The organism is Pseudomonas sp. B3(2017), from assembly GCF_002113595.1.
Taxonomy (GTDB): domain Bacteria; phylum Pseudomonadota; class Gammaproteobacteria; order Pseudomonadales; family Pseudomonadaceae; genus Aquipseudomonas; species Aquipseudomonas ekonensis.
The window spans coordinates 141159-167170 of sequence record NZ_NEIU01000007.1; the positions used below are offsets into that span (position 1 = coordinate 141159).

Below are 26012 nucleotides of genomic sequence, written 5' to 3' on the forward strand. Positions count from 1 at the left end.
CAGGGCGGCCTTCAGTGCCCCGACGGCTCCTTGTGGTTGTCGAGGGTCTCCAGCAAGGCCACCTGCATCCGTGTGTGCACCCGGATGAACCAGCGCCAGAGCAGCGCCGCCACGGCGGCCGCCACCACGGCGACCAGCACCAGCAACTTGTTGGTCGGCAAGATACTGGCCGACAAGGCTGCCAACAGCAGGAAAATCACCAGCAGCGAAAGAAGCGGAATCACTTCGGCGATCACCCGCCGCACCCGCTGCGTATGGCGTCCGGCCATTTCCGGCTTGACGCCCATCTCCGCCAACAGCATCGACAGCGCCTTGAGCTTGCGGTAAGCCGCGATCAGGAACGGCAACGACAGCAGCAGCGCCGCCCCCCAGATCAATGCCTTCTGCCAGCCCGGATCGGCGATCCAGTCCTGCAGCCACACCGAAATGCGCCCGGCGAAAAAGGCGCCGGCCAGGAAAATCGCGATCACCAGCGCCAGATTCACCCCGACCTGCAGCAGGATCCGCCGGATCATCGACGCCAGCAAAGCCCCTTCGCCACGGGGCTGGATGCTGCGCAGCCATTCGCCGTAGAGGCCGAACACCCGGCCCAGGCGCTGCGGCATGGCGGCGGACAGCTTGATCGACAGCGGATCGGCGGCGCGGATCAGGTACGGCGTCAGCAACGTGGTGATGACCGAGACCGCCACGGCCACCGGATAGAGGAAATGGCTGGTGACCTGCAGCGTCATGCCCAGCGCCGCGATGATGAAGGAAAACTCGCCGATCTGCGAAAGCCCCATCCCGACCCGCAGCGAGGTGCGTCCGTCGTTGCCGGCGATAAAGGCACCGAGGCCGCAGGACAGCATCTTGCCCAACACCACCGCCACGGTGATGACCGCGATCGGCCAGGCGTACTGCAGCAGGATCATCGGGTCGAGCATCAGGCCGATGGCGACAAAGAAAATGGCGCTGAACAGGTCGCGGACCGGCTCGATCAGGCGCTCGATCTTCAGCAGTTGCCGCGACTCGGCCATGATCGCGCCGATCAGGAAGGCCCCCAGCACCATGCTGTATTCCAGCTTGACCACCAGCAGGCAGAAGCCGAAGCACAGGCCCAGCACGGTGATCAGCAGCATCTCGTTGCTTTCGAATTTCGCCACGTAGGCCAGCAGGCGCGGCACCAGCAGGATGCCGATGACCAAGGCGACGATCATGAACAGCGACAGCTTGCCGACCGTGGAGAACACTTCGCCGGAGCTCACCGTGCCGCTGACGGCGATGCTCGACAGCAAGGCGATGATGCCGATGCCCAGGATGTCCTCGACGATCAGCACACCGAAGATCAGCTGGGCGAAACGCTCGTTCTTCATCTTCAGGTCATTGAGCGCCTTGACGATGATGGTGGTCGAGGAAATGGCCAGGATTGCGCCGAGGAACAGCGAATCCATGGTGTTCCAGTCGAACCAGCGGCCGATTTCGTAGCCGATCCAGATCATCAGCACGATTTCGAGGAAGGCCGCGATGAACGCCGTGGCGCCGACCTTGAACAGCTTGCGCAGGCTGAACTCCAGGCCCAGGCAGAACATCAGGAAGATCACCCCCAGTTCGGCGAGGGTCTTGATGGTGTCTTCGTCGTGGATCAGGCCGAACGGCGGCGTGTGCGGGCCGATGATGAACCCGGCGACGATGTAGCCGAGCACCACCGGCTGCTTGAAGCGGTGGAACAGCACGGTCACCACGCCCGCGACCAACATGATCACTGCCAGGTCCTGAATGAAACTGATGGCATGCATGGCGTGGGCTCCTTGAATGGCAAGGCTCGCCGCTGGCCTGGGAAACAGGCTGGGCAAGCTGAATGAAAATCCGCTTTTGGTGTGGGAATCGCCCTTGGGAAGTGGCTTTGGCAGGGTAACACCGCGACTTCCGGCCGGAAGGCGGTGCAATATATGGAAACAGATCGATCGGGCGTGACGGCGGCCAGTTGCCCGGCGTCCCGATAACGGTGGTTTGAAAAACGACCAGGCGCCCGCAGAGGCGCTTCTTCCAGCAATCCTGCCTTGACCCGTGAGAACGTTATGGAACCCGGAAACGCCCAGCTGTCGATGACGGTACTGATGACACCCGACATGGCCAACTTCTCTGGCAATGTCCATGGCGGCACCCTGCTCAAATACCTCGACGAAGTGGCCTACGCCTGCGCCAGCCGTTACGCCGGCCGGTACGTGGTGACCTTGTCGGTGGACCAGGTGATTTTCCGCGAGCCGATCCACGTCGGCGAACTGGTGACCTTCCTGGCGTCGGTCAACTACACCGGCAACACCTCGATGGAAGTCGGCATCAAAGTCGTGACCGAGAACATCCGCGAGCGCTCGGTGCGCCACACCAACAGTTGCTTCTTCACCATGGTCGCGGTGGATGACCAGCGCAAGCCTGCGCCGGTGCCGCCGCTGCAGCCGCAGAACAGCGAGGAGAAGCGCCGTTTCATGCAGGCCCAGCAGCGCCGGCAGATTCGTCAGGAGCTGGAGAAGCGCTATCAGGAGATCAAGGGCGACGCGTGAGCCCTTCGTGAAGCCGTTTCATCGACAGCCTTCGCGGGCACGTCGCACCGCCGCTGTCAGGCTGTGTCCCTGCTGACGCCATCGCCAGCAGGCTGGCTCCCACAGTTTGCGTGGGTCACAGGCTGATCGGGGTCGCCTCGAATTTCATCCGCGGGTGGGCGATCCGGTCCTGGGCCCGCACCAGCTGCAATTCGTAGCTGGCGCAGGCCTGGGTCTCCAGCAGCACCTCATGCACCGCCGCCGCCGTGAACTCGAATGCCGCCAGCAGGCTGTCGCCCAGCAGCACCCGCGCCAGGAACAGCCCGGACGTCAGGTCGCCCACGCCCACCGGCTGTCGCGGGAACGCCAGCAGCGGACGGCGCAGATGCCAGCTGCCCTCGGCCGTCACCAGCAACATCTCGAACCCTTCGGCCGGCTTGCCCGGATAGTCCAGGTGCTTGACCAGCACAGCCTTGGGACCGCGGGCGAGCAACGCGCGGGCCATCGCCAGGCAGTCGAACAACGACTGCGGCTTGCGTCCGGCGAAGCTGTCCAGCTCCAGCTGGTTCGGGCACATGATGTCGGCCACCGCCGCCGCCTCTTCCAGCAGAAAGTCGCTGACCTCCGCCGGCACGCTGCAGCCCTTCTCCGGATGCCCCATCACCGGATCGCACAGGTAAAGGGCCTTGGGATTGACCGACTTGATCCGCGCCACCCCTTCGAGAATCGCCCGGCCCTGGGCGGCGCTGCCCAGGTAGCCCGACAGCACCGCATCGCAGTTGCCCAGCTCTCCGATGGCGGCGATGCCTTCGACCAGCTCCGGAATCCGCTGCGGCTGCAGCACTTCGCCGGCCCACTGGCCATACTGGGTGTGGTTGGAAAACTGCACGGTGTTGAGCGGCCAGACATTCACCCCGACCCGCTGCATCGGAAAAACCGCAGCGCTGTTGCCGGCGTGGCCGAACACCACATGGGACTGGATGGCGAGCAGATGAGGCGTACGTTTCATTCGGGATTTTCCGTAAAACGATTGAAATTCAAGCCGCGCAGTATGCGACGAAACGCAGCCTGTACGACAGACCGGCGACGCAGTTAAGCTGATGCCCTCTTTTGGAGTTCCCCGTTGATGCTGACCCTGGAAAACATATTCGTGCTGATGCTGTTCGCCGCCGCCGGCGCATGGCTCTGGCACAACCACGGCTTGCGGGAGCGCGCGCTGGAACGGGTCAAGCAGCATTGCGTGAACGTCGGCGTCGAGCTGCTCGACGGCAATGTCGCGCTGAAGCGGATCGGCTTCATCAAGGACGCCAGCGGCCGCCGGCGGCTGGCCCGGGTCTACGGCTTCGAATTCACCGTGACGGGCGAGACCCGCCACAACGGCACCATCACTCAGTTCGGCGCGCACAGCGCACAGATCGAACTGGCACCCTACCCGGCGCCGTTCGACGAGGCGCCGCCGGTGGCGGACGTCGCCAAGCCCCGGGCCGAAGTGATCGAGCTGAGCCAGTGGCGGCAGGAACACACCAAGTGGAAGCCCTGAGCTAGGCGACCCCGATCCGGCAACCCGCCAGACCTGCCTGCAATGTCGCGGCATCCTGCCGCTCGGCGAAGATCAGCTCGATCCGCGAGTCCTTGCGCCATTCGCTGGGCTGCCATGGCGCCGGCGCGTTATCCAGGGCATTCATCGATCGCCAGCCGTCCGCGCTGTGGATCACCAGTTTCGCCCGACGCCAAACCAGGCTTTCCAGCCACTGCCGGATACGCACGCTGTCGAAAACCTGCCCGGGGTGCCAGCGCCAACCGATGCTCCAGCCATCGTCCTGGGCCTGGTGCAGGCAAATCGGCAGCGCCGGATCGCTCCAGACCGCCGGGATCTGCGCCAACCCCTTCGGCACATTCAACGGCTCCGCCCCCGCCACCGCCTGCGCCGTCAGACCCGGCAGCTCGCTCAGCGGCATCCGGGCTTGCTCCGTCCAGATAAACCTGACCGCCGGCAATTGCGCGGCGATCGCTTGCCGCGCTGGCTCTGCGAGGTTTTCCGATTTGTTCAGCAACAGCAGGCCGGCGCCGGCCAAGGCCTGCCTTTGCGTGTCCGGCAGCGGCTTGCCGTCCGCCAGCGCCTGGGCATCCAGCACCAGCACGCAAGGCTGCACAGCCAGGACACCCAGCCAGGGCGCCTCGCCCAACTGCTTGAGCAACTGCGCCGGATGCCCAAACCCCGACGGTTCGATGAACAGGCGATCCGGCCTGGCCTTGCGCAGCAGCCGACCGAGCCCGACCTGGAACGGCGCGCCGTTGACGCAGCACAAACAGCCGCCGGCCACTTCGCCCAGTGCGATACCATCGGCGTCGCGGGTCAGCAGCGCGGCGTCGAGGCCGATCTGGCCGAACTCGTTGATCAGCACCGCCCAGCGCTCGTGCGCCGGGCGCTGGGCCATGAGCTGGCGGATCAGGCTGGTCTTACCTGCACCCAGCGGCCCGGCGATGACGTGGGTGGGAATGTTCTGCAACATGGCTGAAGTGTTCTGGAGGTCGAAGATGCGGTGGATGGGATGGTCGTTGCTGCTGGCGCTGGTGTCGAGCGAGGCGCTGGCCCAGGCCTGCGTGGTGCACAGCCAGGCGGAACGGCTGGACGTGAAGGTCTGCCAGCAGAACCGCAACATCCCGCAGAAACTGTTCAGCGACGGCTTCTGCCGACCCACCCTGGCCGGGCAGACCGTCGAGGTCCGGTACGTCGACCAATGCCCCGCCGGCGCCTTCGGCGTCTGCAGCGACGCGCAAGTCGCCAATATGCCCTATCGCCAGGATATCCACTATTACGGCGTGGCCTCCGACGCGGCGTACCTGCAACCGTACTGCGAGAACCAGAGCCACGGCCGCTGGCTCAAGCCTTGAGGCGCTAGCCGAGCCAGTCGAGGGTGAGCATCAGCCGGCGCTGGCCCGGCGCCGGTTGCGGCGAACGGTGGATCAGGCCGAACCCTTCGTTTCCATGCCATTTCTCGCCCTTGAGCAAGGCCACTTCACCAGCCTTCAGCCGCTGGATGCTCGACGGCTCTGCGGGCTCGGCGTCGGGGTTGCCCAGCAGACGGCGATCCATCGATCCTTCGCTGAGCCATTCGCTGCCGATGCCCGCATAGGTGGTGATCAGGCGCACCGGCACATGATCGACGTGAAACCGCGGGCACATGGCCTTGTCCAGCACCCGCAGGCGCAGGCCGATGCGCGTGGCGCCGAGCAGGCAGGCGAAGGCGCCGGTCAGCCATTTCAGGTCGGCGACAAACGCTTCGTGGCCGGCCAGGTCGCGGAACTCGCCGGCGAGGCCGTCCAGGTCCGGCTCCGCCTCTTCGTCAGGCAGCTCCAGGCACAGCGCTTCGGCGTACGGCACCTCCAGCGACAGGAGCAGATCCGCAAAATCCGCGATGTGCAGCGGCAGTTGCCGTTGCCAGACCGCGAGGTTGATGTCGTCCTCAAGGATCCGCGCCAGATCCTGCGGCGTGGGCCCCTGATGCTGCACACGGGTGGCGCGATACGACGGGTTCAAGGCGAGCATCAGGCAGCCTCTTCGTGCCAAGGGCCGAACGGATCCGGCCACTGCCGCCAGCCCTGCGCGCCGACGGCCATTTCCGCGTCGCTCAGCAGGCAGTCATCGAGGTCCGCCGTGAGCTGCGCGAAATCGATGTCCTGACCGATGAACACCAGCTCCTGTCGGCAATCCCCCACACTGGCCGTCCAGTTTTCCATGATCGCGGCAGTGCTTTCCCGATCCTGCGGCCATTGCTCCTTCGGTACGAACCGCCACCAGCGCCCGGCGAACCCATGGCGCATCAGGCCGCCGGCCTGCGACCAACTGCCGGCGTCGGCGGGTTTGCTGGCCAGCCAGAAGAATCCCTTGGAGCGCAGCAGTTTTCCGTTCAGCCAGGGCCGGTTGAGGAAGTCGAAAAAACGCTGGGGGTGGAACGGCCGCCGGGCCCGATAGGCTGTGGAGGCGATGCCGTACTCTTGGGTTTCGGGAACATGCTCGCCGCGCAGCTCCTGCAGCCAGCCCGGGGCCTGGGCGGCCTTCTCGAAGTCGAAACGGCCGGTGTTGAGGATCTTCGCAAGCGGCACTTCACCCATCACCATCGGGATGATCTCGGCCTGAGCGTTCAGGCGCCTGAGGATGGCCATCAGCTCTTCCCGTTCACGGCTGCCGATCAGGTCGATTTTGCTGATCAGCAGCACGTCGGCGAACTCGATCTGTTCGATCAGCAGGTCGGTGATGGAGCGCTCGTCCTCCTCCCCCAGGACTTCACCCCGTGCGGCGAGGCTTTCGGCGGCTTGGTAGTCGGGCAGGAAATTCAGGCCGTCGACTACAGTGACCATGGTGTCGAGGCGAGCGATGTCAGCCAGGCTTTGGCCCTGCTCGTCGCGGAAGGTGAAGGTTTCGGCGACCGGCAACGGTTCGGAGATTCCGGTGGACTCGATCAGCAGGTAATCGAAACGGCCTTCACGGGCCAACTGGCCGACTTCTTCGAGCAGGTCTTCGCGCAACGTACAGCAGATGCAGCCGTTGCTCATCTCCACGAGTTTCTCTTCGGAGCGATTCAGGCTGACATCACGTTGGACTTCGCTGCCATCGATGTTGATTTCGCTCATATCGTTGACGATGACGGCCACACGCAGGCCGCCCCGATTACGTAGTACGTAATTCAGAAGCGTACTTTTTCCGGCGCCGAGAAAGCCTGACAAAACGGTCACTGGCAACATGTATGACATGGGGTAATCCTCATCAAACGGTCGGTTTTTGCGATCTGGCGCTCTTGAAGCCTCCAGGAGGCCACCACAGAAGCAGGCGCTTGAAAATCAGGGGGGTAAAGGCGATTCAAATTAATGTTATAGTATAACAATATAAGTTGACCACTCTTCTCTTGCCCCAAGCGCCGTCGCGCAGGAAGCTGTACACCGTCTAACCCGTCGGAAATTGCCATGAAACAGGCGCTGAAACGCACGCTGCTGGGCCTTGGATTGCTGCTGGCCTCAACCGCCTGGGGACAACTCCCCGGCCTGGCCACGTGCACACGCAGCGCCAATCTGCTGGCCTGCGTCGATGCCGAGGGCAACGCCTACAGCGTCAACACCGCGGGCAGCACGATCTACCTGCGCGGCTTCGACAAGGCCGGCCAACGCTATTGGGCGCAGACCAACAGCCGCTACGGACAACTGACCTTCTTCACAGGCATCGCCACCGACGGCGAAGCCTGGGTCGGCTATAACCGCCGCGTGGGCTGGACCACGATCAACCGCTATTCCAGCTCCGGCGGCGGCAGCGCCAAATTCACCTGCAACCGCCTTACGGGCTGCTAGACCACGGGACTTTTCTGCGCCTGCTGCCAGGCGAGGTAGCTGTCGAGCGGCGGATTCTTCTGAAAGTAGCGCTGCAATCCCTCGAACAAACCATCGGCAATTGCCTGTTGGTGGCGGGGGTTCACCAGTCGTTGGCTGTCGCGGGCATTGGAGATGAAACCGGTCTCCACCAGGATCGACGGCACATCAGGTGACTTCAGCACGGCAAATCCGGCCTGTTCCACACGTTTCTGATGCAGCGTGGTGATGCCGGCGAGACTGCCGAGCACCGTACTGCCCAACTGCAGGCTGGCGGCGATGGTGGCATTCATCGACATATCGAGGATCACGCCAGCGAGCATTGGATCCTTGTCTTTGAGGTTGAGCAGACTGGTGGCGCCAAGCAGATCCGCACCGTTTTCACGCTGGGCCATGAAGCGTGCGGTGGCCGACGTCGCACCCCCTTCAGACAAGCAGTACACCGACGCCCCGGCTGCCGTCAGACGAGGGGCCGCATCGGCGTGCACGGAGATGAACATATCGGCCTTGTGCTGACGGGCGATGTCCACACGCTTGCGCAGTGGAACAAAGAAGTCGTCGTTGCGCACGAGCTTCACATCAAACCCTTTCTCCCGTTTCAAGCGCCGCGCGAGCAACTGCGAAATGGACAGCACGACGTCCTTTTCCCGCGCACCTTTGGCGCCCACGGCCCCCGGATCCTTGCCGCCGTGCCCCGGATCCACCACGACAATGATGTCGCGTTTGGCGTGCGCCCTGGAGGTCTGCGCGAGTGTTTCACGTGGAACCATCGGTGCTGGCGCTGCGCTGCTTACCAGATCCAGCACCAAGCGATGACCTTGGCCGTCCTGGGGTGCCAGCAAGAAGCTGTTCAACTGCGTTGGATTCTTCAGATCCAGCACGATCCGTGTATCACCGCGCCCATAACGTCCGGAACGGATGGAGCGGATGACCGTGTCCTTCAACGGCAGTTGACTGAAATCACTGCTCGCCTCCGCTCCTGCCACATCGATGATCAGACGATCCGGCGAGCCCAAGGAGAACGTCTTGTAGCTCACCGGGCCGCTGAGATCGAACACCAACCGCAGCTTGTCGTCGGATCGCCACAGCCGCGCCTGACGGATCTGCGCGGCTTTCGCACCAAAGGGAAAGGCCAAGGCGACGCTGGCCAGCATCAGGTGAAGCAAGTGACGTCTGTGCATAGGAAAGCCCGCTCATGAAAAAGGCATCGCGATTGTAATTGTTATAATATAACATCAATTCAAATCACACGATGGACCCGCTCATGAATGCGTTGACGCTTCCGGATATCGCAGCGCAAGCCGCTCGCCAGCCCCTTGCGCTCGAATGGGTGGGCATGCGCGGCATCGCACTGCCCGTTTTGATCGAGGGACAACGCCTGTGCGCCAAAGCGGATGCTGGCGTCAGTCTGGACGACGGCGAGGCCCGGGGGATTCACATGTCCCGGCTTTACTTGGCGCTAGAAAGTCTGGAAACAAAGAACCTGAGCCCCAGCCTCATGCGTGAGGTTCTGCAGGCTTTTCTCGACAGCCACACAGGGCTGTCGAGCAGCGCTTACCTGAACATCCATACCGATCTGATGCTCAAGCGGCCGGCATTGGTCAGTCCGCTGGCCGGCTGGAAGACCTATCCCGTCACCCTCGCCGCGCACCTGAAAAACGGAATGTTCCACGTGGAACTTAAAATCGAGGTGCCGTATTCGTCGACCTGTCCGTGCTCGGCGGCGCTCGCGCGGCAGTTGATCCAGCAACAGTTCGTTGACGACTTTGCCAACAAGCCTCTTCAACATGCCGATGTATTAGCTTGGCTGGGCTCGACCCGAGGCATTGTCGCCACGCCCCACAGCCAGCGCAGCACCGCGCAATTGCACCTGCACCTCGATGCTGCGACAGAACACCTCTCGCTGACCGACTTCATCAACCAGGCCGAAGCTGCCCTCGGCACTGCCGTCCAGACGGCCGTGAAACGCGCCGACGAACAAGCCTTCGCCCTCGCCAATGGGCAAAACCTGATGTTCTGCGAGGACGCTGCCCGTCGCTTGAATCTGGCCCTGCGCCGCTCGCCCGGAGTCCGTGAGTTCCATCTGCGAGTGATCCACGCCGAAAGCCTCCATGCCCATGACGCCGTCGCCGAAAGCCGCTGGCGGCGGGAGGTTCAATGATCCGTTGCCAGTCCTTGACGTGGGGAGCACTCGGCCAACCGCTGACCCCCGCTCTCTCCCTTTCTCTGGAGACCGGCAGTCTGACCGCCGTGGTCGGGGTGAACGGCAGCGGCAAGAGCAGCCTGCTCAAGGTCATCGCGAAACTGCAGAAGCCGTTGTCGGGCAGAGTCGACTTGGGTGTTCCACGGCAAGGCGGCCTGTCCTTCTTGCCCCAGCAACAGCAATTCGACCGCCAGTTCCCTATTACCCTGCGGGAACTGGTGGCGGCGGGTTTCTGGGGACGCCGGTTGTCTTCACCCTTGCGAAAGCGGCGCCTCGCGAGCGCACTGGAGGACTGGCAACTGAGCGGCCTGGAACAGCGCCCGCTGATGGCCCTCTCCGGCGGCGAGCTGCAACGCGCCCTGCTCGCCCGCCTGAGCCTTGCCGATACGCCTTTGCTGTTGCTCGACGAGCCGCATGCCGCACTCGATGAACAGGGGCAGGCATTGCTGTGGCAGCACCTGCATGCCTGGCACGCGCAAGGGCGAACCCTCGTGGTGGTTTGCCACGACCTCGCCGCCGTGCGTCAACACATCCCGCATACCTTGCTGATCAGGCACACCGGCTGCGTATACGGCAGCACCGCCGAACTGATCGAGCAGACACTCCCACCGCAGGTGGCCTGATGCACACCTTCGTCCACCTCTGGCAACCGTTCCACGAATTCATGTTCATGCGCCGGGCCCTGATCGGCGGGCTGCTGCTGGCCTGCAGCACAGCCCCCTTGGGCGTGTTCCTGATCCTGCGCCGCATGAGCCTGATCGGCGACGCCGTCGCCCACGGCATTCTCCCCGGCGCGGCGCTCGGCTTCTGGTTCGCCGGGCTGAGTCTGCCCGCCCTCACCGTCGGCGGACTCGGCGCAGGTTTAGGCATGGCCGGGCTCGCCGCCTGGATCACCCGTCGCACCGGCCTTCGCGAAGACGCCAGCCTCGCGGCGATCTATCCCATGTCGCTGGCGGCCGGCGTGCTGATTCTGGGCATCGCCGGCAAGCGTCTGGATTTGCTGCACCTGCTGTTCGGTTCGGCACTCGCGGTGGACGGGCCGACGCTCAACGGCATGCTGGGGGTGTCCGCCCTGAGCCTGACGGCCATGGCGCTGATCTATCGGCCGCTGGTGCTCGACACCCTCGATCCGCTGTTCCTGAAGACCGTCAGCCGGCTCGGCCCGATCGCCCATGGCGTGTTTCTGACCCTGGTGGTGCTGAACCTGGTGATCGGCTTTCAGGCCATCGGCGCGCTCATGGTGGTCGGGCTGATGATGCTGCCCGCCGCCGCTGCGCGCTTTTGGAGCCGGCGCCTGCCGGTTCTGATCGCCATCGCGGCGCTGATCGGCTGCCTGTCGGTCTGGTTCGGTTTGCTGTTGTCGTTCCACTGCTCGCTGCCCAGCGGCCCCGCCATCGTCCTGATCGCGGGCGTCGGCTACCTGCTGTCCGTGGTGTTCGGACCGATCCACGGTCTGTTGCGCCGCCCGCCTTTGCTCACATCACCATGAGGTGTTTTCCGATGCGCGTTCTATTACTGCTGTTCAGCCTGACGCTGTCGATGTCGTTGTCGGCGGCGGAAAAGATCCCGGTGGTCACCAGTTTCAGCATTCTCGCCGACCTGGTGCACCAGGTCGGCGGCGAGCATGTGCAGATCACCGACATGGTCGGGCCGGATGCCGATGCCCATACCTACGAGCCCACGCCGGACGACGCCAAGGCCCTGCTCAAGGCCCGGCTGATCGTGAAGAACGGCCTGGGGTTCGAGCCCTGGCTGGATCGCCTGGTGAGCAGCACCGCCACCACCGCGACGGTGGTCACCGCCAGCCGCGGCGTGATTCCGCGCTCGCTTGACGAGGACGGCGAAACCGTCCCCGACCCGCACGCCTGGCACAACCTGGCGAACATCGAGCTGTACATCGCCAACATCACCAAAGCGCTGAGCGCCGCCGACCCGGCCAATAAATCCGACTACGAGCGCAACGGCCAGGCCTACCTGAAACAGATCCACGCCCTGCTGGCCGACGCCCGCGCCAAGCTCGGCTCGCTGCCGCCGGGCAACCGCAAGATCGTCACCAGCCACGACGCCTTCGGCTACCTGGGCCAGGCCTACGGCATCGACTTCATGGCGCCGCAAGGACTGTCCACCGAGCGTGAGCCGTCCGCCGCCGAAGTCGCTGCATTGATCACCCAGATCCGCCAGGCGAAGGTCAAAGCGGTGTTCATGGAAAACATCAAAGACGCACGCCTGCTCAAGCAGATCGCCGAAGAGACCGGCGCCCGCATCGGCGGCACCCTGTACTCCGACGCCCTCGCCGCCACCGGACCGGCCAGCACGTTCGCCGGCCTGTTCGAACACAACCTCAACACCCTCTACCAAGCCCTGGGCCAACCATGATCCGCAAGAACCCTTCCGGCGACCTGCCGCTGATTGCCGAATCCGCCTACGTCGACAAAACCGCGATCATCTGCGGCAAAGTGGTCATCGGCGAAAACGTGTTCGTCGGCCCCTACGCGGTGATCCGCGCCGACGAAGTGGACGCCTCCGGCGCCATGGAGCCGATCACCATCGGCGCCAACTCGAACATTCAGGACGGCGTGGTGATTCACTCCAAGTCCGGCGCGGCGGTGACCATCGGCGAGTACAGTTCCATTGCCCACCGTTCAATCGTGCATGGCCCGTGCAAGGTCGGCGATCGGGTGTTCATCGGTTTCAACAGCGTGCTGTTCAACTGCGCCGTCGGCAACGGTTGCGTGGTGCGGCACAACTCGGTGGTGGACGGACGCGACCTGCCGGATGCGTTCTATGTCCCCTCCACCACCCGCATCGGCCCGGGCACCGACCTTTCGCAGTTCCCGCCGGTGAGCGTCAGCGCTTCGGAGTTTTCCGAGGACGTGGCGCGCACCAACGTCGATCTGGTGCGCGGCTACAAAGCCCTGCAGAACGAGTTCTGAGCCATGGGCAACCTGCTGATCCGCCATGCGCGGCTGGTGAACGAAGGACGGGAATTCGAAGCGGACGTGCTGGTCAGCCATGGCCGCATCGTCAAAATCGCCTCAAGCATCTTCGGCGAGAACGCAGCGCAGGAAATCGACGCCGCCGGCCAGTGGCTGCTGCCGGGCATGATCGACGACCAGGTGCATTTCCGCGAACCGGGCTCGCCGGCCAAGGGCAGCATTCACTCTGAATCCCGCGCGGCCGTCGCCGGGGGCATCACCAGTTTCATGGACATGCCCAACACCTCCCCGGCCACCCTCACCCTCGACGCGCTGACCGACAAGAAGCGCCGGGCCGCCATCGGTTCCGTGGCCAACTACGGCTTTCACTTCGGCGTCAGCCAGGACAACCTCGACACGGTGGCCGCGCTCAACCCGTGCGAAGTGGCCGGGGTGAAAGTGTTCATGGGCGCCTCCACCGGCAACCTGCTGGTGGACGATCCACGGATCCTGGAACGGCTGTTCGCCGAGGTGCCGACGATCTTGCTGGCCCACTGCGAACACACGCCCAGCATCGAGGCCAATGCCGCCAGGCTGCGCGAGCGCTACGGCGAGCACCTGCCGCCCGACGCCCATGCGCTGATCCGTGATGCCGAGACCTGCTACCGCTCCTCTTCGCTCGCCGTGGACTTGGCCAGACGCCACGGCACCCGCCTGCACGTCCTGCACCTCACCACCGCCCGCGAGCTGGAACTGTTCGAAGACAAACCGCTGACCCAAAAACGCATCACCGCCGAAGTCTGTCTGCACCATTTGCTGTTCGACGACCGCGACTACCCGACGCTGGGCAACCGGATCAAATGCAACCCGGCGATCAAATCCCGCACCGACCGCGACGCCTTGCGCCAGGCCTTGCTGAGCAACCGCCTGGATGTGATCGGCAGCGATCATGCGCCGCACACGTGGGCCGAAAAGCAGCGACCGTACGACCAGGCGCCGGCGGGCTTGCCGCTGGTGCAGCACGCCTTGCCGGCGCTGCTGGAGCTGGTGGCCGACGGCGTGTTGCCGATCACCACCCTGGTGGCGAAGACCAGCCACCGGGTGGCGGATCTGTTCGCCATCCCGGACCGGGGTTATTTGCGTGAGGGATATTGGGCGGATCTGGTGCTGATACGACCGGAGCCGCAAGGGGTCGCCGTGTCACGCCAACCGGTGCTGTCGCAATGCGGGTGGACGCCGTTCGCCGAACGGCGGTTCAGGTATCGGGTGAGCCTGACCGTCGTGTCGGGACAGATCGCCTGGGATGGCCAGCGGGTGAACGAAGGGTGTCGGGGGTTGCCCCTGAGGTTCATGCGTTGAATCGGTGACGCGTTCGCGGGCAAGCCTTCCCGGCTTGCCCGCGAAGCCTTTCAGGCTCTTGGCTTGACGGTGCCGCAGTCCTGCCCCAACCACACCGCGCGGGTTTCCAGGCTGCCCTTCTGGTTGATGCCGATGGCATTGAAGGTGCCGTTGGCGACCGTGGTGAACTCCCGGTCGCTGAGGAACGTCGCCACGCCGGTGCCTTGGGCCCGCGGGCAACTGAAGCGGAATTTCCACTGGTTGCCGTTGCGCTCGGTGATCTGCTGCTTGCACCCCGACTGCGGATCCGCCAGGGGAATGTCGTTGGTCGCCACTTGCTGCGGCGTCAGGCAGGCGCGGATGCCCTTGCCGCCGATGTTGATGCCTTGCTTCTCCAGCGCCGCCCGTTGCTGCGGCGTGATTTGCCCTTGAATCTGGCCGAGGATCGATTGCACGTCCATGGCCTGGTCATCGACCTTGACGTTGCTCGACGTCATTTCCCACAAACCCGGCTGCAGCATTTGCGCTTGAGCAACCACCGGCAAAGCCAAACCCAGGCCCAGCGCCAAACCCAGCAGACGAACGTTCATTGCGAGACTCCTGATCAGTAGTGGCCGTTAGACGTCGGCCGGTCGCTTCGGTTCATGCTCCAATTAAATGGCGACAACCGCAACGGAACATGGTCTGTTAGGCATTGAAACTTCAGGAGCACGGCTGCCCCATGGATTACTTCGGACCGCACCTCTTCGGTTACCTGATCGCCCTGATCCACACCCTGGGCTCGATCGCCGCCCTTCACGCGGTGCTGACCGTGCGCACAGCGCAAGGCTCGATCGCCTGGGCGCTGTCGCTGATCTTCATTCCCTACCTGACGCTCATCCCGTACCTGGTCTTCGGCCGCAGCACCTTCGACGGCTACATCAAGGCGCGACGCCAGGCCAACGAACAGATGCGTCAGGCGATCTCCGAACTCAACTGGCGACCGTGGGTGGAAGAGGCCCTGACCGCCCGCGCCTCGAATGCCTACGCCTCGTTGCGCGCGATGCCCCGGCTGGGACGGATGCCGTGCCTGGCCAACAACGACGTGCAACTGCTGGTGAACGGCCCGGCCACGTTCAAGGCCTTGTTCAACGCCATCGGCCAGGCCAGGGAGGCGGTGCTGATCCAGTTCTTCATCATCCACGACGATCAGCTCGGCCAGCGCCTGCGCGACCTTTTGCTGAAGAAGGCCGCCGAAGGCGTGGCGGTGCATCTGCTCTACGACCGCATCGGCAGCCATGCCCTGCCCCACAGCTACGTGCAGGCCCTGCGCGACGGCGGCGTCGAGGTGCGGGCGTTCGCCACCCGCAGCGGCTGGCTCAACCGCTTTCAGGTGAATTTCCGCAACCACCGCAAGATCGTCGTGGTGGACGGCATGACCGGTTTCGTCGGCGGCCACAACGTCGGTGACGAGTACATGGGCGAGAAACCGCCGCTGGCACCGTGGCGCGATACCCACATTCAAGTGCGCGGCCCAGTGGTGGCCTGCATGCAGGAATCGTTCGCCGAGGACTGGTTCTGGGCCGCGCGCGCCCTGCCGCCGATGATCCTGCCGGAGGCCTATCCGGAGGACGGCGTGCTCTGCCAATTGCTCGCCAGCGGCCCAGCCGACCCCTACGAGACCTGCTCGCTGTTCTTCGTCGAAGCGATCCACGCCGCCACCGAGCGGGTGTGGATCACCAGCCCCTATTTCATTCCGGACGAAGCGGTGTTCGCGGCATTGCGCCTGGCGGTGCTGCGCGGCGTCGATGTGCGGCTGCTGCTGCCGTCGCGCCCCGACCACCGCATCGTCTACGCCGCCTCCAGCCTCTATGCGTTCGAAGCCGTGCGCGCCGGGGTGCGGGTGTTCCGCTACAAGCCCGGGTTCCTGCACCAGAAGGTGGTGCTGATCGACAGCGAAATCAGCGCCATCGGCAGCGCCAACCTGGACAACCGCTCCTTCCGCCTCAATTTCGAAGTGATGCTGCTGACCGTGGACAGCGAATTCGCCACCCGCGTGGAGCAGATGCTCAACGATGACTTCGCCCAGGCCAACGAGATCGCCAAAGACGAAAGCCGGGAGATCCACCACCTGCAACAGGTCGGCATGCGGATCGCCCGGCTCATTTCGCCGATTCTCTGAGGCCTACGGGTTGTAGATGTCGTCCCGGGTCCACGGAAGTTCATGGCTGCCGTCGGGGTGGGCCTTCACGGCGAGGATCTGGTGCAGGTTGATCCAGCCGTGGGCGAAGGCGTAGGCGCATCCGGCCAGATACAGGCGCCAGATGCGCAGCGCTTGCTCCGGCACCAGTTTGGCGGCGGTCTCCAGGTTGTCCTCCAGGCGCTCGCTCCAGTGGTCCAGGGTCCGCGCGTAATGCAGGCGCAGGCTTTCGACGTCGACGATCTCCAGACCCGCCTCGCTGATCTCGGCAGAGATCATCGCCAGGTGCGGCAGCTCGCCGTTAGGGAACACGTACTTCTCGATGAAATCCCCGGCGCCGCGTCCCACCGGACGACCGTCGGTGTGCTTGGCGGTGATGCCGTGGTTCATCACCAGGCCGCCCTCCTTCACCGCACCGAACAGGGTCTTGCAGTATTCGGCGAGGTTGGCGTGGCCCACATGCTCGAACATGCCGACACTGACCACTTTGTCGAAACGGCCGTCCTGGGGCAGGTCGCGGTAGTCGAGCAACTGCAGCTCGACCTGGTCTTCCAGCCCTTCGGCCTTGACCCGCTCGCGGGCCAGCGCCAGTTGTTCCTTGCTCAACGTGATGCCGAACACCTTCGCGCCGAACTCACGGGCGGCGTACCGCGCCAGCCCGCCCCAGCCGCAGCCGACATCCAGCAGGTAGTCGCCGGGCTGCAGGCGCAGCTTGCGGCACAGATGGCGGAACTTGGCCTGCTGGGCCTGTTCCAGGGTTTCGCTGCCGGTTTCGAAGTAGGCGCAGGAATACGCCATGTCGCTGTCCAGCCACAGCTGGTAGAACGCGTTGGACAAGTCGTAGTGATAGGAAATGGCCTTGGCGTCGGTTTCCTTGTCGTGGAGCGAGCGCACCGGCTGGCTGCCTTCGTCTTCGTCGAGCAGCGCATTGCTCAGCTCGTCGCAGACTCGGATGACCTCGCTGATCGAACCTTCCAGTTCAAGCTTGCCCTCGACGAACGCCGCCCCCAGCGCGTCCAGGCTCGGATGGGTGAACTGGGTGACCATCTGCGGGTCCTTGACCACGATGGTGACGCTGGGCGTCGGCCCGAGATTGAACTCATGGCCGTCCCAGAGCCGCAGGCGAAGCGGTAGCTGCAGTTTCTGTAAGGCCGGTGGAAGTTGCGCGAGCATGGAATATCCCCCTGGTTTCAGACGTCTGATCTGAGGGTAGACCATCCTTGAAAAATAGCAGGCTATCGATTTAATAGCCGTCCGCTATGAACCGGAACGCCTGCGCCTGCACGGTCATCCTTGTACGGTGCGCCTGTTCGGAAGACTTCGGGGCCGGCGCACCGTTCAAAAAATGATCAATCTTCCTTCAGTTTCAGCAACGGTTCCTGGAACCGCAGCAGGCGCCCGGCATTGCCCAGCACCAGCAAGGTGCTGAGGTTGTGCAGCAGCGCAGCGATCATGGCCCCGGCTGCACCGAGCCAACCGAACGCGGCGAACACGACGATGGCCAGCGTCCAGCCCAGGCCGATGACCACGTTCACCTGCAACGTGCGTCGGCACTGGCGGCTCAGCCGCACGCAGGTGCCCAGGCGTCGCAGGTCGCTGCCGATCAGCACGATGTCGGCCGAGGCCAGCGCGATGTCGGCACCTCCTGCCCCCATCGCCACACCGACCACCCCGGCCTTGAGCGCCAATGAGTCGTTGATGCCGTCGCCGACCACCATCGGCCGGAAGCCGCTGTCGATCTCCTTCAGCACCCGGTTGAGCTTGTCCTCCGGCAACGCTTGGGCCTCGACTTCGTGCAGGCCGACATCCCGGGCCAGCGCGTTCGCCACACTGTGGCGATCGCCGGTCAGCAGCAATTGCCGTCCCAGGCCCAGGTCGCGCAACTCACCCAGCGCCAGCCGCGCTTCCGGCTTGACGCTGTCGGCGAGCAGCAGCCAGGCGAGGAATTCGCCGTTCAGCGCCAGCCCGGCGATCGGGCCGTCGTGCTCCGGTACGGCGGTGGTGACGATGCCCAACTGCGTGAACAGCTCCGGGCGACCCAGCGCCGCTTCGCCCCGGGTCGTCATCGCGACCACGCCCAAGCCTTGCCGCTCGTGGATGTCGGTCAGCGCCAGGTCACTGTCCGGCTCGGCCAGACCGGCCAGCGCACGGCTGACCGGATGGCTGCTGGCTGCACCGAGCGCCGCCGCCAGCGCAATCACCGTGCCGTGCTCGACGCGGGGGCTGTCGACCGACTGCAAGCGCAAGGTGCCGAACGTCAGGGTGCCGGTCTTGTCCACCACCAACGAGGTGAGATCGGCCAGCTCCTCAAGGAACGCCGAACTGCGGATCAGGATCCCGTGCCGCGCCGCCACCGCCACACCGGCAATCGCGGTGGCCGGCGCCGACAGCACCAACGCGCACGGGCAAGCCGCCACCAGCACCGCAAGCATCGCTTGCGCATCGTGGGTGATGAACCAGGTCACCGCCGCCAGCAGCAACACCAGCACCATGTAGCTGCCGGCGTAACGCTCCAGCAGGCGAGTGATCGGCGGCTTGGAGCGTTCGGCGTTCTGCATCAGGCCGATGACCTTGCCGAGGGTCGATTCATCGCCGGTGCGAGTCACCTCGATGCGCAGCAGGCCGTCGAGGTTGATCGCCCCGCCGAACACCTCCATGCCGACGCCCGCCTCCACCGGCACCGACTCGCCGGTGATCGACGCCGTGTCGAGGCTGGCCTGGCCGGACAGCACCCGCCCGTCCGCCGGCACCCGGTCCCCCGCCCGGACCTCAACCGTGTCGCCGGCCTTGAGCGTGCTGTTGTCGACTTCGATGACCGAGCCGTCGGCCTGAAGCTTGCGTGCATGGCTGCGGGTCAACTGGCCCAGCGCATGGATCGCCTCCTGGGAGCCGATCACGCTGCGTTCTTCCAGCACGTGGCCGAAGATCATGATGATCGGCAGCAACGCCGCCGTGAGCAGGTCACCGGTGGCCCAGGCGCCGAGCAGGGCCAGCGCGATCAACTGATCGGTGATGCCGTGCAGGCTCGGATAGCGCAGGCTGAACCAGGCCGAACGCATGACCGGCACCGCGACCAGAACCGACGCGACGCCCAGTAGCAACTGGCTGACGCCGGTCTGCTCCGGCATCAGCCAGCGCCAGATCAGCCCCAGCCCGAGCAGGCCCAGGGCGAGCATCGCCAGGGTCAACTGGCGTGCGGCGCGGCGCTGTTCCGCCGAGGACAACAGGCTCGGCGCAGGAAGGGTGTTCGTGGTCATTTGCTGGCTCCCTGAATGATCAGCCGGGCATCGTCCTTCGGATCCACCGTGGTGACTGAACCAGCCTGGCCGAGGACCTTCGGAATGCGCTCGCGGTACAGACGCAGCAACATCTGCGGGTCGCTGCCTTGCTGCCGGGCCTTGGCCAGGCTCAGAACCGTCGCCGTGTCGGCGGTGGCTTTGGCGAGCCGCTCACCGGCCTGCGCATGGGCGACCTGCAGTGTGCGGTCGGCTTGTTCGTTGGCGGTCTGGGTGAGCTTCTCCGCTTCGGTGCGGGCGTTGGCCACGGCTTTGTCGGCCTGTTGACTGGCGGTCAAGACGGCATTGAACGCACTCACCGCCGGCGCCGGCAGACTCGACTGCACGTCGACCCGCACCGCTTCGATGCCGATGCCCTGCCCGTCTGCCTTCAGCTCGGCCAGGCGTCGGTTGATGCCTTGCACCAGATCGCCGCGCAACCGTTCACGACGCTCGGCGGCCTGGTTATCGGCGCCGATCAGTTCAGGTCGGGCCACCAGAATCGTGTCCAGGTCCCGGGCGGCCGTCAGGGCCACCGCACTGCGGGTCACCAGGCGATCCAGCGCGGGCAGCACATGGTCACCTTGAAGCACATACGCATAAGGGTCGGTCACTTTGTAGAACACCCGAACATCCAGTTGCACGACGCCAGCATCCCCGGTGAGCAAATAGCCGGAACCGGCCAGCGCGTCGCTCAACGGTGTGGCGAATGTCACCACGCGATCCGCCTGCAAGGCCGCGTCGCTACGCAGCAGATTGTCGACCCGACGCTCGATCACCCGATCCGCCGCCGGCAGCAGCACCACTTGCTCGAAGGGTTCGGGCCAGGCCAACAGCAAACCGGCATTCTGAATCCGCTCCAACGCACCAAAATGCAAAACCACCGCGCGGTTCTGCGGATCGATCTGCCGCACATTGGAGAATGCCCAGGCCAGCGCCGCCAGCACGGTCACGGCGTACAGCGCAAAGAACGCCAGGCGTCCGGCCTGTATCCACGGGCTGTTCAACGGTTGTGTTCCACGTGGAACTTCACTCATGGCTGCGATCCGCTTTTGCTGTCGAGCGTCGGCGGACCGTCCACCAAGGCGCGGAACGGCGCGGCGTCGGTGCGCAGAATCAGCTTGGTGTCAGGCGTGACGATGGTGCCAAGGGTGTCCAGCGAACGCAGCAAGTTGTACAACTGCGGCGACCCGGCATAGGCGCGTCCGTAGATCTGCGCCGCCTCGACCCGGGACTGCGCCTCGATTTCTGCCGCCTTCACTGTGGCGTCGGCCTGCACCATGCGCGCATCGCGTTCGGCCGCGGAGCGGATCTGCGCCGCTTCGCGCTTGCCGACCGCCGTGCGTTCGGTGGCGATGGTTTCACGCTCGGCGCGCATCCGATCGACGGTGGCCGTGAGCGTCACCGACGGCAAGGTCAGCCGCTCAATGCCGACCTGCACCACCCGCACCCCGTAGGTCGCCAGCAATTGCTGGTCGATCTGTTGGCGCAACTGCGCCTCGAAGTCACCGATGCGCACCTGAGCGGCATCGGTGTTCACCAGATTCGCCAGGTCGAAACGGCTGGCGGTGGTCTCCAGCGCCGAACCGACAAACGTGCGGATCTGCCGCGCGGCTTCGTCCGGCTGGTTCTGCACGGCGCGCATGAAACGCTGCACGTTGTCCGGATCGCCCTGCACCTGCCACGCCACATACGACTGCACGATGATGCGCAAGCCGTCGCGGGTGCCGACATCCTGCAGACCGCTGGACGTGGTGCGCAGACGCAAGTCCACCGGGATCGCCGCCTCGAACGGCGCCGGCCAGCGCCATCCCAGCCCGGGATCCAGCAGCACCCGGGTCGGGTTGCCGAAGCGGGTGATCACCGTCGCCTCCCCGGAGCGCACCTGCACCAGGCTCGCCGCCGCGACGGCAAAGGCCACCAGCAACGCCGCCCAGCCCATGCGCCGCCACGGGAACGGCCCCGCTTCTTCCGGCTCGCCGTGCTGATGGTGATGATGACCGTGGTGATGGTGATGCCCGCCATGAGCATGACCGTGGCCGCTGTGATCGGAATGATCGTGAGTGTGCGACTGGCTCAATGGGTGACTCCTGGTTGAGCAACATTGCGTGCGGGCGCGGGATCGGCCGGCAGTGTGAAGGTGCGCAGGTCAATGGTCGGCGCATTGCCGCTGCCGCCCAGGCGATGGTCGAGCACCAGCAGCCGGGCTTTGCTCAGCCCTTGGCTGAGCTGAGCGAAGTACTGCTCCAGCACGAACGCTTGACCGGCGCTGGCGTAGGCCTTTTGTTCGGCCGAAAACTTCAGGTCCGCCGCCCGTGCCGCCGCTTCCGTTTCACGGGCATTGGCGGTGGCTTGATCCCCGGCAAGGCTGGCCTGCAGTTGCGCTTGGTTGCTGGCCTCGGCTGCTGCGCCGCGCTCGCGGGCGATCAACGCCTGCACGCCGATCTGTGCGGCCTGCACGCCGTGATAGGCATTGGCCGCACCGGCTGGCGGATGAATGGCCTCGACCACCGTGGCGAGGATTTCCACGCCGCTGTCGAGTTTCTGCAGGTCGTGCTGCACCGCCCGGCCGATCTCCTCGGCGAGCCCTGTCCTGTCTTGCCCCAGCAAACCGTCGAGGGTTCGTGAGGCGAAATCGTGCACCAGAATCCGGCTGGCCGTGCTGCGGATCAGCGTCGGCACATCGGCGCTGTTGTAGGTGGCGGCCAAGGCAGCCTGATCGCTCAAACCGATGCGGTAGACGAAGCGCACGTCCATGTTGACGATCTGGAAGCTCTGCTGCCCGCCCCGGCTGCCGGCGATCACCTGGGACTTGTCGTTGACGTGGCTGGCGTCCCACAAGCGGTTGGCCGTCAGCGGCGGCGGACCTTCGGCGGGCTCCGCCTGAACGGGCGCCGGGTTTTCGCCGACGCTGGTGGCCAGCTCATGCACCACGCCGTTCTCGACGCTCAGCACCCGCCCCAACGGCCAGGGCAGACCGGCGTGCAGGCCGGGGCCGAACACCTGCACCGGTTTGCCGAAACGCTCGTAGATGCCGCGGCCTTGCATCGGGATTTCATGAAGCCCGGTCAGCAGCCACCCCACCGCTGCGACCAGCGCCAGCACCGGCAGCAGGGCCCGGCGCATGTAGCTGAAGGCCCAGATCTGGCGCAGATCGATGCCGAAGCGGTTGTGCAGTTCATGCTGCAAGGCCAGCAGCGGCTGCGGCGGCCAGCGCAGCAGATCCGCCACAACGCTGCGCGCCAGCAGGGTCGGCTCGAGCGTCTCCCGGCGCGGGCTGAACAGCGACAACACCGCACGCAGCAGCAACTCCAGCGCCACCACGCCCGGCAGGAGGCCGATCAGCACCGCGACGCGAACCGGCCACACGGCGCTTTCGCTGGCGAACAACAGGCACAACGCCGCCAACACCAGGCAGATGATCGCCACACGCGCCAATTGCGCCAGCGACCCCGCTTCAGGCCATTGCGCTGGAGGCTCCTGGGCCCATTGCCGCTCCAGCACCAGCAACCCGAACGCCAGCACCAACGCCAGCGCGGCGCCGACCGTCGCCGATATGCCCACAGCGGCGGACGGCAACGCCAGGTTCCACGTCTGATCGACGCTCAACGCGGCCGCCAAGGCCCAGCCGCCCAGCCATAACGTGGGCGCGCCGACCTGCCCGAGCAGATGCAGGCCGCGACGACTCAACCGGTCGAGCAACCGCTCGTACCAACCGTCCGGCGCAGGCGAATCATCTTCGGGGACGACCGATGCGGGCGGATCGATCACCCGTGCCCGCCAGCGGCTCACCCACCACGCCGATTGCAGCCCGGCCACCAATACCAGCAACGCAGCGCTGAGGTTGACCAGCAGCGCCGGCCACAACGATTGCGGGGCAAACAGCCCGACAAAGAACGCCAGCACCCACCCTGCCCCGGCCAGCGAGCCCAGCCCGACGGCCAACCGGCGCAAGCGGCGCCCCTGGGCCGCGGCCTGCTGAAAGCGCGGCAGTCCGGTCACGTGGGTGCCATCCCCCTCCAGATCGACTTGCATATCCCCCCAAAACCCTTGGCTAACGGCACATATCGTTACGATATAACAAATGCCGTGAAATATTCGTACACAAATCCACTATCTAAAGACGACCCACCTGTCGCTTGCCTGAAGCCTTGACCGAAATGTCTGGAAACGCACATATTACGTTCGTAATTTTTAGTGCGGACTACCGTTACCGATCCGCATCCATCAACCGGGAGCAAGCGCATGAGCAACTATGACGTGGTGATTCTGGGCGGCGGCCCCGGCGGCTACAACGCGGCGATCCGCGCCGGCCAGCTCGGCCTCAAGGCCGCCTGCGTGGAGGGCCGCGCCACCCTCGGCGGCACCTGCCTGAATGTCGGCTGCATGCCCTCCAAGGCGTTGCTGCATGCCTCCGAACTGTACGAAGCGGCCTTGGGGCCGGAATTCGCCAACCTCGGCATCGAGGTCAAACCCTCGCTCAACCTCGCGCAGATGATGAAGCAGAAGGACGAAAGCGTCGCCGGCCTGACCAAAGGCATCGAGTTCCTGTTCCGCAAGAACAAGGTCGACTGGATCAAGGGCTGGGGCCATATCGACGGCCCCGGCAAGGTCAGCGTGACCGGCGATCAGGGCAGCCGCATCGAGCTGACCGCCAAGGACATCGTCATCGCCACCGGCTCCGAGCCCACGCCCCTACCCGGCGTGGAGATCGACAACAAGCGCATCCTCGACTCCACCGGCGCGCTGTCGCTGGGCGAAGTGCCCAGACACCTGGTGGTGATCGGCGCCGGGGTGATCGGCCTGGAGCTGGGCTCGGTCTGGCGCCGGCTCGGGGCGCAAGTGACGGTGGTCGAATACCTGGACCGCATCTGTCCCGGCGTCGACGGCGAGGCCGGCAAAGCCTTGCAGCGCTCACTGGGCAAGCAAGGGATCGCGTTCAGGCTGAGCTCGAAAGTCACCAGCGCCACGACCACGGCCAACGGCGTGCAACTGAGCGTCGAACCCGCCGCCGGCGGCGACGCCGAATTGCTGGAAGCCGATTATGTGCTGGTCGCCATCGGCCGCCGGCCGTACACCCGCGGGCTGGGCCTGGAGAACGTCGGCCTGGGCACCGACAAGCGCGGCATGCTCGCCAACGACCGCCACCGCACCGAGGCCGCCGGGGTGTGGGTGATCGGCGACGTCACGTCCGGGCCGATGCTCGCGCACAAGGCCGAAGACGAAGCCATGGCCTGCATCGAGCGGATCGCCGGCAAGGCGGCCGAGGTCAACTACGACCTGATCCCCAACGTGATCTACACCCGGCCGGAACTGGCCAGCGTCGGCAAGACCGAAGAGCAGCTCAAGGCCGAAGGCCGGGCCTACAAGGTCGGCAAGTTCCCGTTCACCGCCAACAGCCGGGCCAAGATCAACCACGAGACCGAAGGTTTCGCCAAGGTCATCGCCGACGAGCGCACGGACGAAGTGCTGGGCGTGCACCTGGTCGGCCCGAGCGTCAGCGAGATGATCGGCGAGTACTGCGTGGCCATGGAGTTCAGCGCCTCGGCCGAGGACATCGCCCTGACCTGCCACCCGCACCCGACCCGCTCGGAGGCGCTGCGCCAGGCCGCGATGGATGTGGAGGGGATGGCGACGCAGATGTAGGCCGCCTGCAGACAGACCGCTATCGCGAGCAGGCTCGCTCCCACAGAGATTGATGCAGTCCCTGTAGGAGCGAGCCTGCTCGCGATGGGCTCAACTCGGCCTCAAGCCGGAAGATGCCCCAACGGCAACGCCCCCGGCGTCTTCACCGTGTTGATCGCAAAGTTGCTGCGGATGTCACTCACCCCCGGCAACTTCAGCAGGCAACCGGTGAGAAAGCGGTCATAGGCCCGCAGGTCAGGCACCACCACCTGCAACAGGAAGTCCGACTCGCCGGACACCAGAAACGCCGAAATCACCTCCGGCAGCGCCGTCACCGCCGCCCGGAACGCTTCGGCCCGCTCATCGTTGTGCCGCTCCACCTTGACCCCGACGAACACCGTCAGCCCCAGGCCCACTTCATCGCGGTCGAGGTTGGCCTGGTAGCCGCGGATCACCCCCGCCTCCTCCAGCATCCGCACCCGCCGCAGGCACGGCGACGCCGACAGGCCGATCTCGTCGGCCAGCTGCACGTTGCTCAGGCGTCCGTCCCGTTGCAGCGCGGCGAGAATCTTGCGGTCGAAGGCGTCCAGTTTCATG

25 protein-coding genes are annotated in these 26012 nt (G+C 65.1%); 12 read left to right on the forward strand and 13 right to left on the reverse strand.

All coding sequences use genetic code 11. From position 1 onward, the window contains the following. Positions 1-11: 11 nt before the first annotated feature. Positions 12-1775, reverse strand: a complete 1764-nt coding sequence (locus CAG33_RS12645) for a cation:proton antiporter (protein ID WP_085579162.1) — start codon at positions 1773-1775, stop codon at positions 12-14. A gap of 282 nt (positions 1776-2057) precedes the next feature. Here CAG33_RS12645 and CAG33_RS12650 point away from each other — a divergent pair, with 282 nt between their 5' ends. Beyond that, positions 2058-2540: an acyl-CoA thioesterase gene (locus tag CAG33_RS12650; protein WP_085579164.1), complete on the forward strand. Its 483-nt coding sequence runs from the start codon at positions 2058-2060 to the stop codon at positions 2538-2540. 115 nt (positions 2541-2655) lie between these two features. Here CAG33_RS12650 and pdxY read toward each other — a convergent pair whose 3' ends face one another. Then, positions 2656-3528 (reverse strand): pyridoxal kinase PdxY, encoded by an 873-nt coding sequence (gene pdxY, locus CAG33_RS12655; protein ID WP_085638646.1) that lies wholly within the window; start codon positions 3526-3528, stop codon positions 2656-2658. Positions 3529-3645: 117 nt separating this feature from the next. Between pdxY and CAG33_RS12660 the strand changes: the two genes are divergently transcribed. Then, on the forward strand, positions 3646-4059 hold the full coding sequence (locus tag CAG33_RS12660) for a DUF3301 domain-containing protein (protein ID WP_085630450.1): 414 nt from the start codon (positions 3646-3648) through the stop codon (positions 4057-4059). Position 4060: 1 nt separating this feature from the next. Here CAG33_RS12660 and CAG33_RS12665 read toward each other — a convergent pair whose 3' ends face one another. Further along, on the reverse strand, positions 4061-5032 hold the full coding sequence (locus CAG33_RS12665; RefSeq protein WP_085638649.1) for a GTP-binding protein: 972 nt from the start codon (positions 5030-5032) through the stop codon (positions 4061-4063). 25 nt (positions 5033-5057) lie between these two features. On the opposite strand from CAG33_RS12665, the gene CAG33_RS12670 reads away from it, so the two are divergent. Continuing rightward, positions 5058-5414: an NADH:ubiquinone oxidoreductase gene (locus CAG33_RS12670; RefSeq protein WP_085579170.1), complete on the forward strand. Its 357-nt coding sequence runs from the start codon at positions 5058-5060 to the stop codon at positions 5412-5414. Positions 5415-5418: 4 nt separating this feature from the next. On the opposite strand, the gene CAG33_RS12675 is transcribed toward CAG33_RS12670, so the two are convergent. Both CAG33_RS12675 and zigA read right to left on the reverse strand, forming a co-directional pair. Continuing rightward, positions 5419-6069, reverse strand: coding sequence for a DUF1826 domain-containing protein (locus CAG33_RS12675; protein ID WP_085579172.1), 651 nt, complete (start codon positions 6067-6069; stop codon positions 5419-5421). After that, the gene (zigA, locus tag CAG33_RS12680) at positions 6069-7274 is read right to left on the reverse strand and encodes a zinc metallochaperone GTPase ZigA (protein ID WP_085630302.1); all 1206 of its coding nucleotides are present in this window, start codon (positions 7272-7274) and stop codon (positions 6069-6071) included. The genes CAG33_RS12675 and zigA overlap by 1 nt, the downstream gene beginning before the upstream one ends. A gap of 210 nt (positions 7275-7484) precedes the next feature. On the opposite strand from zigA, the gene CAG33_RS12685 reads away from it, so the two are divergent. Further along, complete coding sequence (locus CAG33_RS12685; RefSeq protein ID WP_085579177.1) at positions 7485-7862, forward strand: glutamine synthetase; 378 nt, start codon at positions 7485-7487, stop codon at positions 7860-7862. Here the strand turns inward: CAG33_RS12685 and CAG33_RS12690 are convergent. Continuing rightward, a complete protein-coding gene (locus CAG33_RS12690) occupies positions 7859-9061 on the reverse strand; it encodes an N-acetylmuramoyl-L-alanine amidase (RefSeq protein ID WP_085638653.1) in 1203 nt (400 codons plus the stop codon). The genes CAG33_RS12685 and CAG33_RS12690 overlap by 4 nt on opposite strands. A gap of 83 nt (positions 9062-9144) precedes the next feature. Here CAG33_RS12690 and folE2 point away from each other — a divergent pair, with 83 nt between their 5' ends. From folE2 to CAG33_RS12720, 6 genes are read left to right on the forward strand one after another with little or no spacing between them, the layout of a single operon-like run. Continuing rightward, on the forward strand, positions 9145-10041 hold the full coding sequence (gene folE2 / locus CAG33_RS12695) for a GTP cyclohydrolase FolE2 (protein WP_085630306.1): 897 nt from the start codon (positions 9145-9147) through the stop codon (positions 10039-10041). Next, positions 10038-10706 carry a metal ABC transporter ATP-binding protein gene (locus CAG33_RS12700; protein WP_085638656.1) on the forward strand — a complete coding sequence of 223 codons (669 nt, stop codon included), beginning with the start codon at positions 10038-10040 and terminating at the stop codon, positions 10704-10706. The genes folE2 and CAG33_RS12700 overlap by 4 nt, the downstream gene beginning before the upstream one ends. After that, positions 10706-11572: a metal ABC transporter permease gene (locus CAG33_RS12705; protein ID WP_085638659.1), complete on the forward strand. Its 867-nt coding sequence runs from the start codon at positions 10706-10708 to the stop codon at positions 11570-11572. Before CAG33_RS12700 ends, CAG33_RS12705 begins: the two co-directional genes overlap by 1 nt. An 11-nt stretch (positions 11573-11583) precedes the next feature. After that, positions 11584-12459 (forward strand): metal ABC transporter substrate-binding protein, encoded by an 876-nt coding sequence (locus tag CAG33_RS12710; RefSeq protein WP_085638662.1) that lies wholly within the window; start codon positions 11584-11586, stop codon positions 12457-12459. Next, complete coding sequence (locus CAG33_RS12715; protein WP_085579189.1) at positions 12456-13016, forward strand: DapH/DapD/GlmU-related protein; 561 nt, start codon at positions 12456-12458, stop codon at positions 13014-13016. Before CAG33_RS12710 ends, CAG33_RS12715 begins: the two co-directional genes overlap by 4 nt. Before the next feature lie 3 nt (positions 13017-13019). After that, the gene (locus tag CAG33_RS12720; protein ID WP_085638665.1) at positions 13020-14357 is read left to right on the forward strand and encodes a dihydroorotase; all 1338 of its coding nucleotides are present in this window, start codon (positions 13020-13022) and stop codon (positions 14355-14357) included. Between the two features lie 50 nt (positions 14358-14407). Here the strand turns inward: CAG33_RS12720 and CAG33_RS12725 are convergent, their stop codons facing one another. Then, complete coding sequence (locus CAG33_RS12725; protein ID WP_085579193.1) at positions 14408-14926, reverse strand: DUF3617 domain-containing protein; 519 nt, start codon at positions 14924-14926, stop codon at positions 14408-14410. A 131-nt stretch (positions 14927-15057) separates the two neighbouring features. On the opposite strand from CAG33_RS12725, the gene cls reads away from it, so the two are divergent. Further along, positions 15058-16497 (forward strand): cardiolipin synthase, encoded by a 1440-nt coding sequence (cls, locus tag CAG33_RS12730; RefSeq protein ID WP_085630316.1) that lies wholly within the window; start codon positions 15058-15060, stop codon positions 16495-16497. Positions 16498-16500: 3 nt separating this feature from the next. Here cls and cfaB read toward each other — a convergent pair whose 3' ends face one another. From cfaB to CAG33_RS12755, 5 genes are all read right to left on the reverse strand, one after another. After that, positions 16501-17688 carry a C17 cyclopropane fatty acid synthase CfaB gene (gene cfaB / locus CAG33_RS12735; RefSeq protein ID WP_085579199.1) on the reverse strand — a complete coding sequence of 396 codons (1188 nt, stop codon included), beginning with the start codon at positions 17686-17688 and terminating at the stop codon, positions 16501-16503. Between the two features lie 176 nt (positions 17689-17864). Beyond that, complete coding sequence (locus tag CAG33_RS12740) at positions 17865-19772, reverse strand: heavy metal translocating P-type ATPase (protein WP_085638668.1); 1908 nt, start codon at positions 19770-19772, stop codon at positions 17865-17867. Then, positions 19769-20827: a protease modulator HflK gene (gene hflK / locus CAG33_RS12745; RefSeq protein ID WP_085638671.1), complete on the reverse strand. Its 1059-nt coding sequence runs from the start codon at positions 20825-20827 to the stop codon at positions 19769-19771. The genes CAG33_RS12740 and hflK overlap by 4 nt, the downstream gene beginning before the upstream one ends. Then, positions 20824-21870, reverse strand: a complete 1047-nt coding sequence (gene hflC / locus CAG33_RS12750; protein WP_085638674.1) for a protease modulator HflC — start codon at positions 21868-21870, stop codon at positions 20824-20826. Before hflC ends, hflK begins: the two co-directional genes overlap by 4 nt. Continuing rightward, positions 21867-23825: an SPFH domain-containing protein gene (locus CAG33_RS12755; RefSeq protein ID WP_085638677.1), complete on the reverse strand. Its 1959-nt coding sequence runs from the start codon at positions 23823-23825 to the stop codon at positions 21867-21869. The genes hflC and CAG33_RS12755 overlap by 4 nt, the downstream gene beginning before the upstream one ends. 210 nt (positions 23826-24035) lie before the next feature. Between CAG33_RS12755 and lpdA the strand changes: the two genes are divergently transcribed. Continuing rightward, positions 24036-25436 carry a dihydrolipoyl dehydrogenase gene (gene lpdA, locus CAG33_RS12760; protein WP_085579209.1) on the forward strand — a complete coding sequence of 467 codons (1401 nt, stop codon included), beginning with the start codon at positions 24036-24038 and terminating at the stop codon, positions 25434-25436. 101 nt (positions 25437-25537) lie between these two features. Here the strand turns inward: lpdA and CAG33_RS12765 are convergent, their stop codons facing one another. After that, positions 25538-26011, reverse strand: coding sequence for an Lrp/AsnC family transcriptional regulator (locus tag CAG33_RS12765; RefSeq protein WP_085579211.1), 474 nt, complete (start codon positions 26009-26011; stop codon positions 25538-25540). Position 26012: the final 1 nt, after the last annotated feature.

Coding starts and splice junctions, on each gene's coding strand:
- CAG33_RS12740 (WP_085638668.1), bottom strand. CDS start 19,772: ATGACCACGAACACCCTTCCTGCGCCGAGCCTGTTGTCCTCGGCGGAA.
- cls (WP_085630316.1), top strand. CDS start 15,058: ATGGATTACTTCGGACCGCACCTCTTCGGTTACCTGATCGCCCTGATC.
- CAG33_RS12755 (WP_085638677.1), bottom strand. CDS start 23,825: ATGCAAGTCGATCTGGAGGGGGATGGCACCCACGTGACCGGACTGCCG.
- folE2 (WP_085630306.1), top strand. CDS start 9,145: ATGAATGCGTTGACGCTTCCGGATATCGCAGCGCAAGCCGCTCGCCAG.
- CAG33_RS12675 (WP_085579172.1), bottom strand. CDS start 6,069: ATGCTCGCCTTGAACCCGTCGTATCGCGCCACCCGTGTGCAGCATCAG.
- lpdA (WP_085579209.1), top strand. CDS start 24,036: ATGAGCAACTATGACGTGGTGATTCTGGGCGGCGGCCCCGGCGGCTAC.
- CAG33_RS12650 (WP_085579164.1), top strand. CDS start 2,058: ATGGAACCCGGAAACGCCCAGCTGTCGATGACGGTACTGATGACACCC.
- CAG33_RS12710 (WP_085638662.1), top strand. CDS start 11,584: ATGCGCGTTCTATTACTGCTGTTCAGCCTGACGCTGTCGATGTCGTTG.
- hflK (WP_085638671.1), bottom strand. CDS start 20,827: ATGAGTGAAGTTCCACGTGGAACACAACCGTTGAACAGCCCGTGGATA.
- CAG33_RS12685 (WP_085579177.1), top strand. CDS start 7,485: ATGAAACAGGCGCTGAAACGCACGCTGCTGGGCCTTGGATTGCTGCTG.
- pdxY (WP_085638646.1), bottom strand. CDS start 3,528: ATGAAACGTACGCCTCATCTGCTCGCCATCCAGTCCCATGTGGTGTTC.
- CAG33_RS12660 (WP_085630450.1), top strand. CDS start 3,646: ATGCTGACCCTGGAAAACATATTCGTGCTGATGCTGTTCGCCGCCGCC.
- CAG33_RS12765 (WP_085579211.1), bottom strand. CDS start 26,011: ATGAAACTGGACGCCTTCGACCGCAAGATTCTCGCCGCGCTGCAACGG.
- CAG33_RS12645 (WP_085579162.1), bottom strand. CDS start 1,775: ATGCATGCCATCAGTTTCATTCAGGACCTGGCAGTGATCATGTTGGTC.
- CAG33_RS12705 (WP_085638659.1), top strand. CDS start 10,706: ATGCACACCTTCGTCCACCTCTGGCAACCGTTCCACGAATTCATGTTC.
- cfaB (WP_085579199.1), bottom strand. CDS start 17,688: ATGCTCGCGCAACTTCCACCGGCCTTACAGAAACTGCAGCTACCGCTT.
- CAG33_RS12665 (WP_085638649.1), bottom strand. CDS start 5,032: ATGTTGCAGAACATTCCCACCCACGTCATCGCCGGGCCGCTGGGTGCA.
- CAG33_RS12720 (WP_085638665.1), top strand. CDS start 13,020: ATGGGCAACCTGCTGATCCGCCATGCGCGGCTGGTGAACGAAGGACGG.
- CAG33_RS12725 (WP_085579193.1), bottom strand. CDS start 14,926: ATGAACGTTCGTCTGCTGGGTTTGGCGCTGGGCCTGGGTTTGGCTTTG.
- CAG33_RS12690 (WP_085638653.1), bottom strand. CDS start 9,061: ATGCACAGACGTCACTTGCTTCACCTGATGCTGGCCAGCGTCGCCTTG.
- CAG33_RS12715 (WP_085579189.1), top strand. CDS start 12,456: ATGATCCGCAAGAACCCTTCCGGCGACCTGCCGCTGATTGCCGAATCC.
- CAG33_RS12700 (WP_085638656.1), top strand. CDS start 10,038: ATGATCCGTTGCCAGTCCTTGACGTGGGGAGCACTCGGCCAACCGCTG.
- zigA (WP_085630302.1), bottom strand. CDS start 7,274: ATGTCATACATGTTGCCAGTGACCGTTTTGTCAGGCTTTCTCGGCGCC.
- CAG33_RS12670 (WP_085579170.1), top strand. CDS start 5,058: ATGCGGTGGATGGGATGGTCGTTGCTGCTGGCGCTGGTGTCGAGCGAG.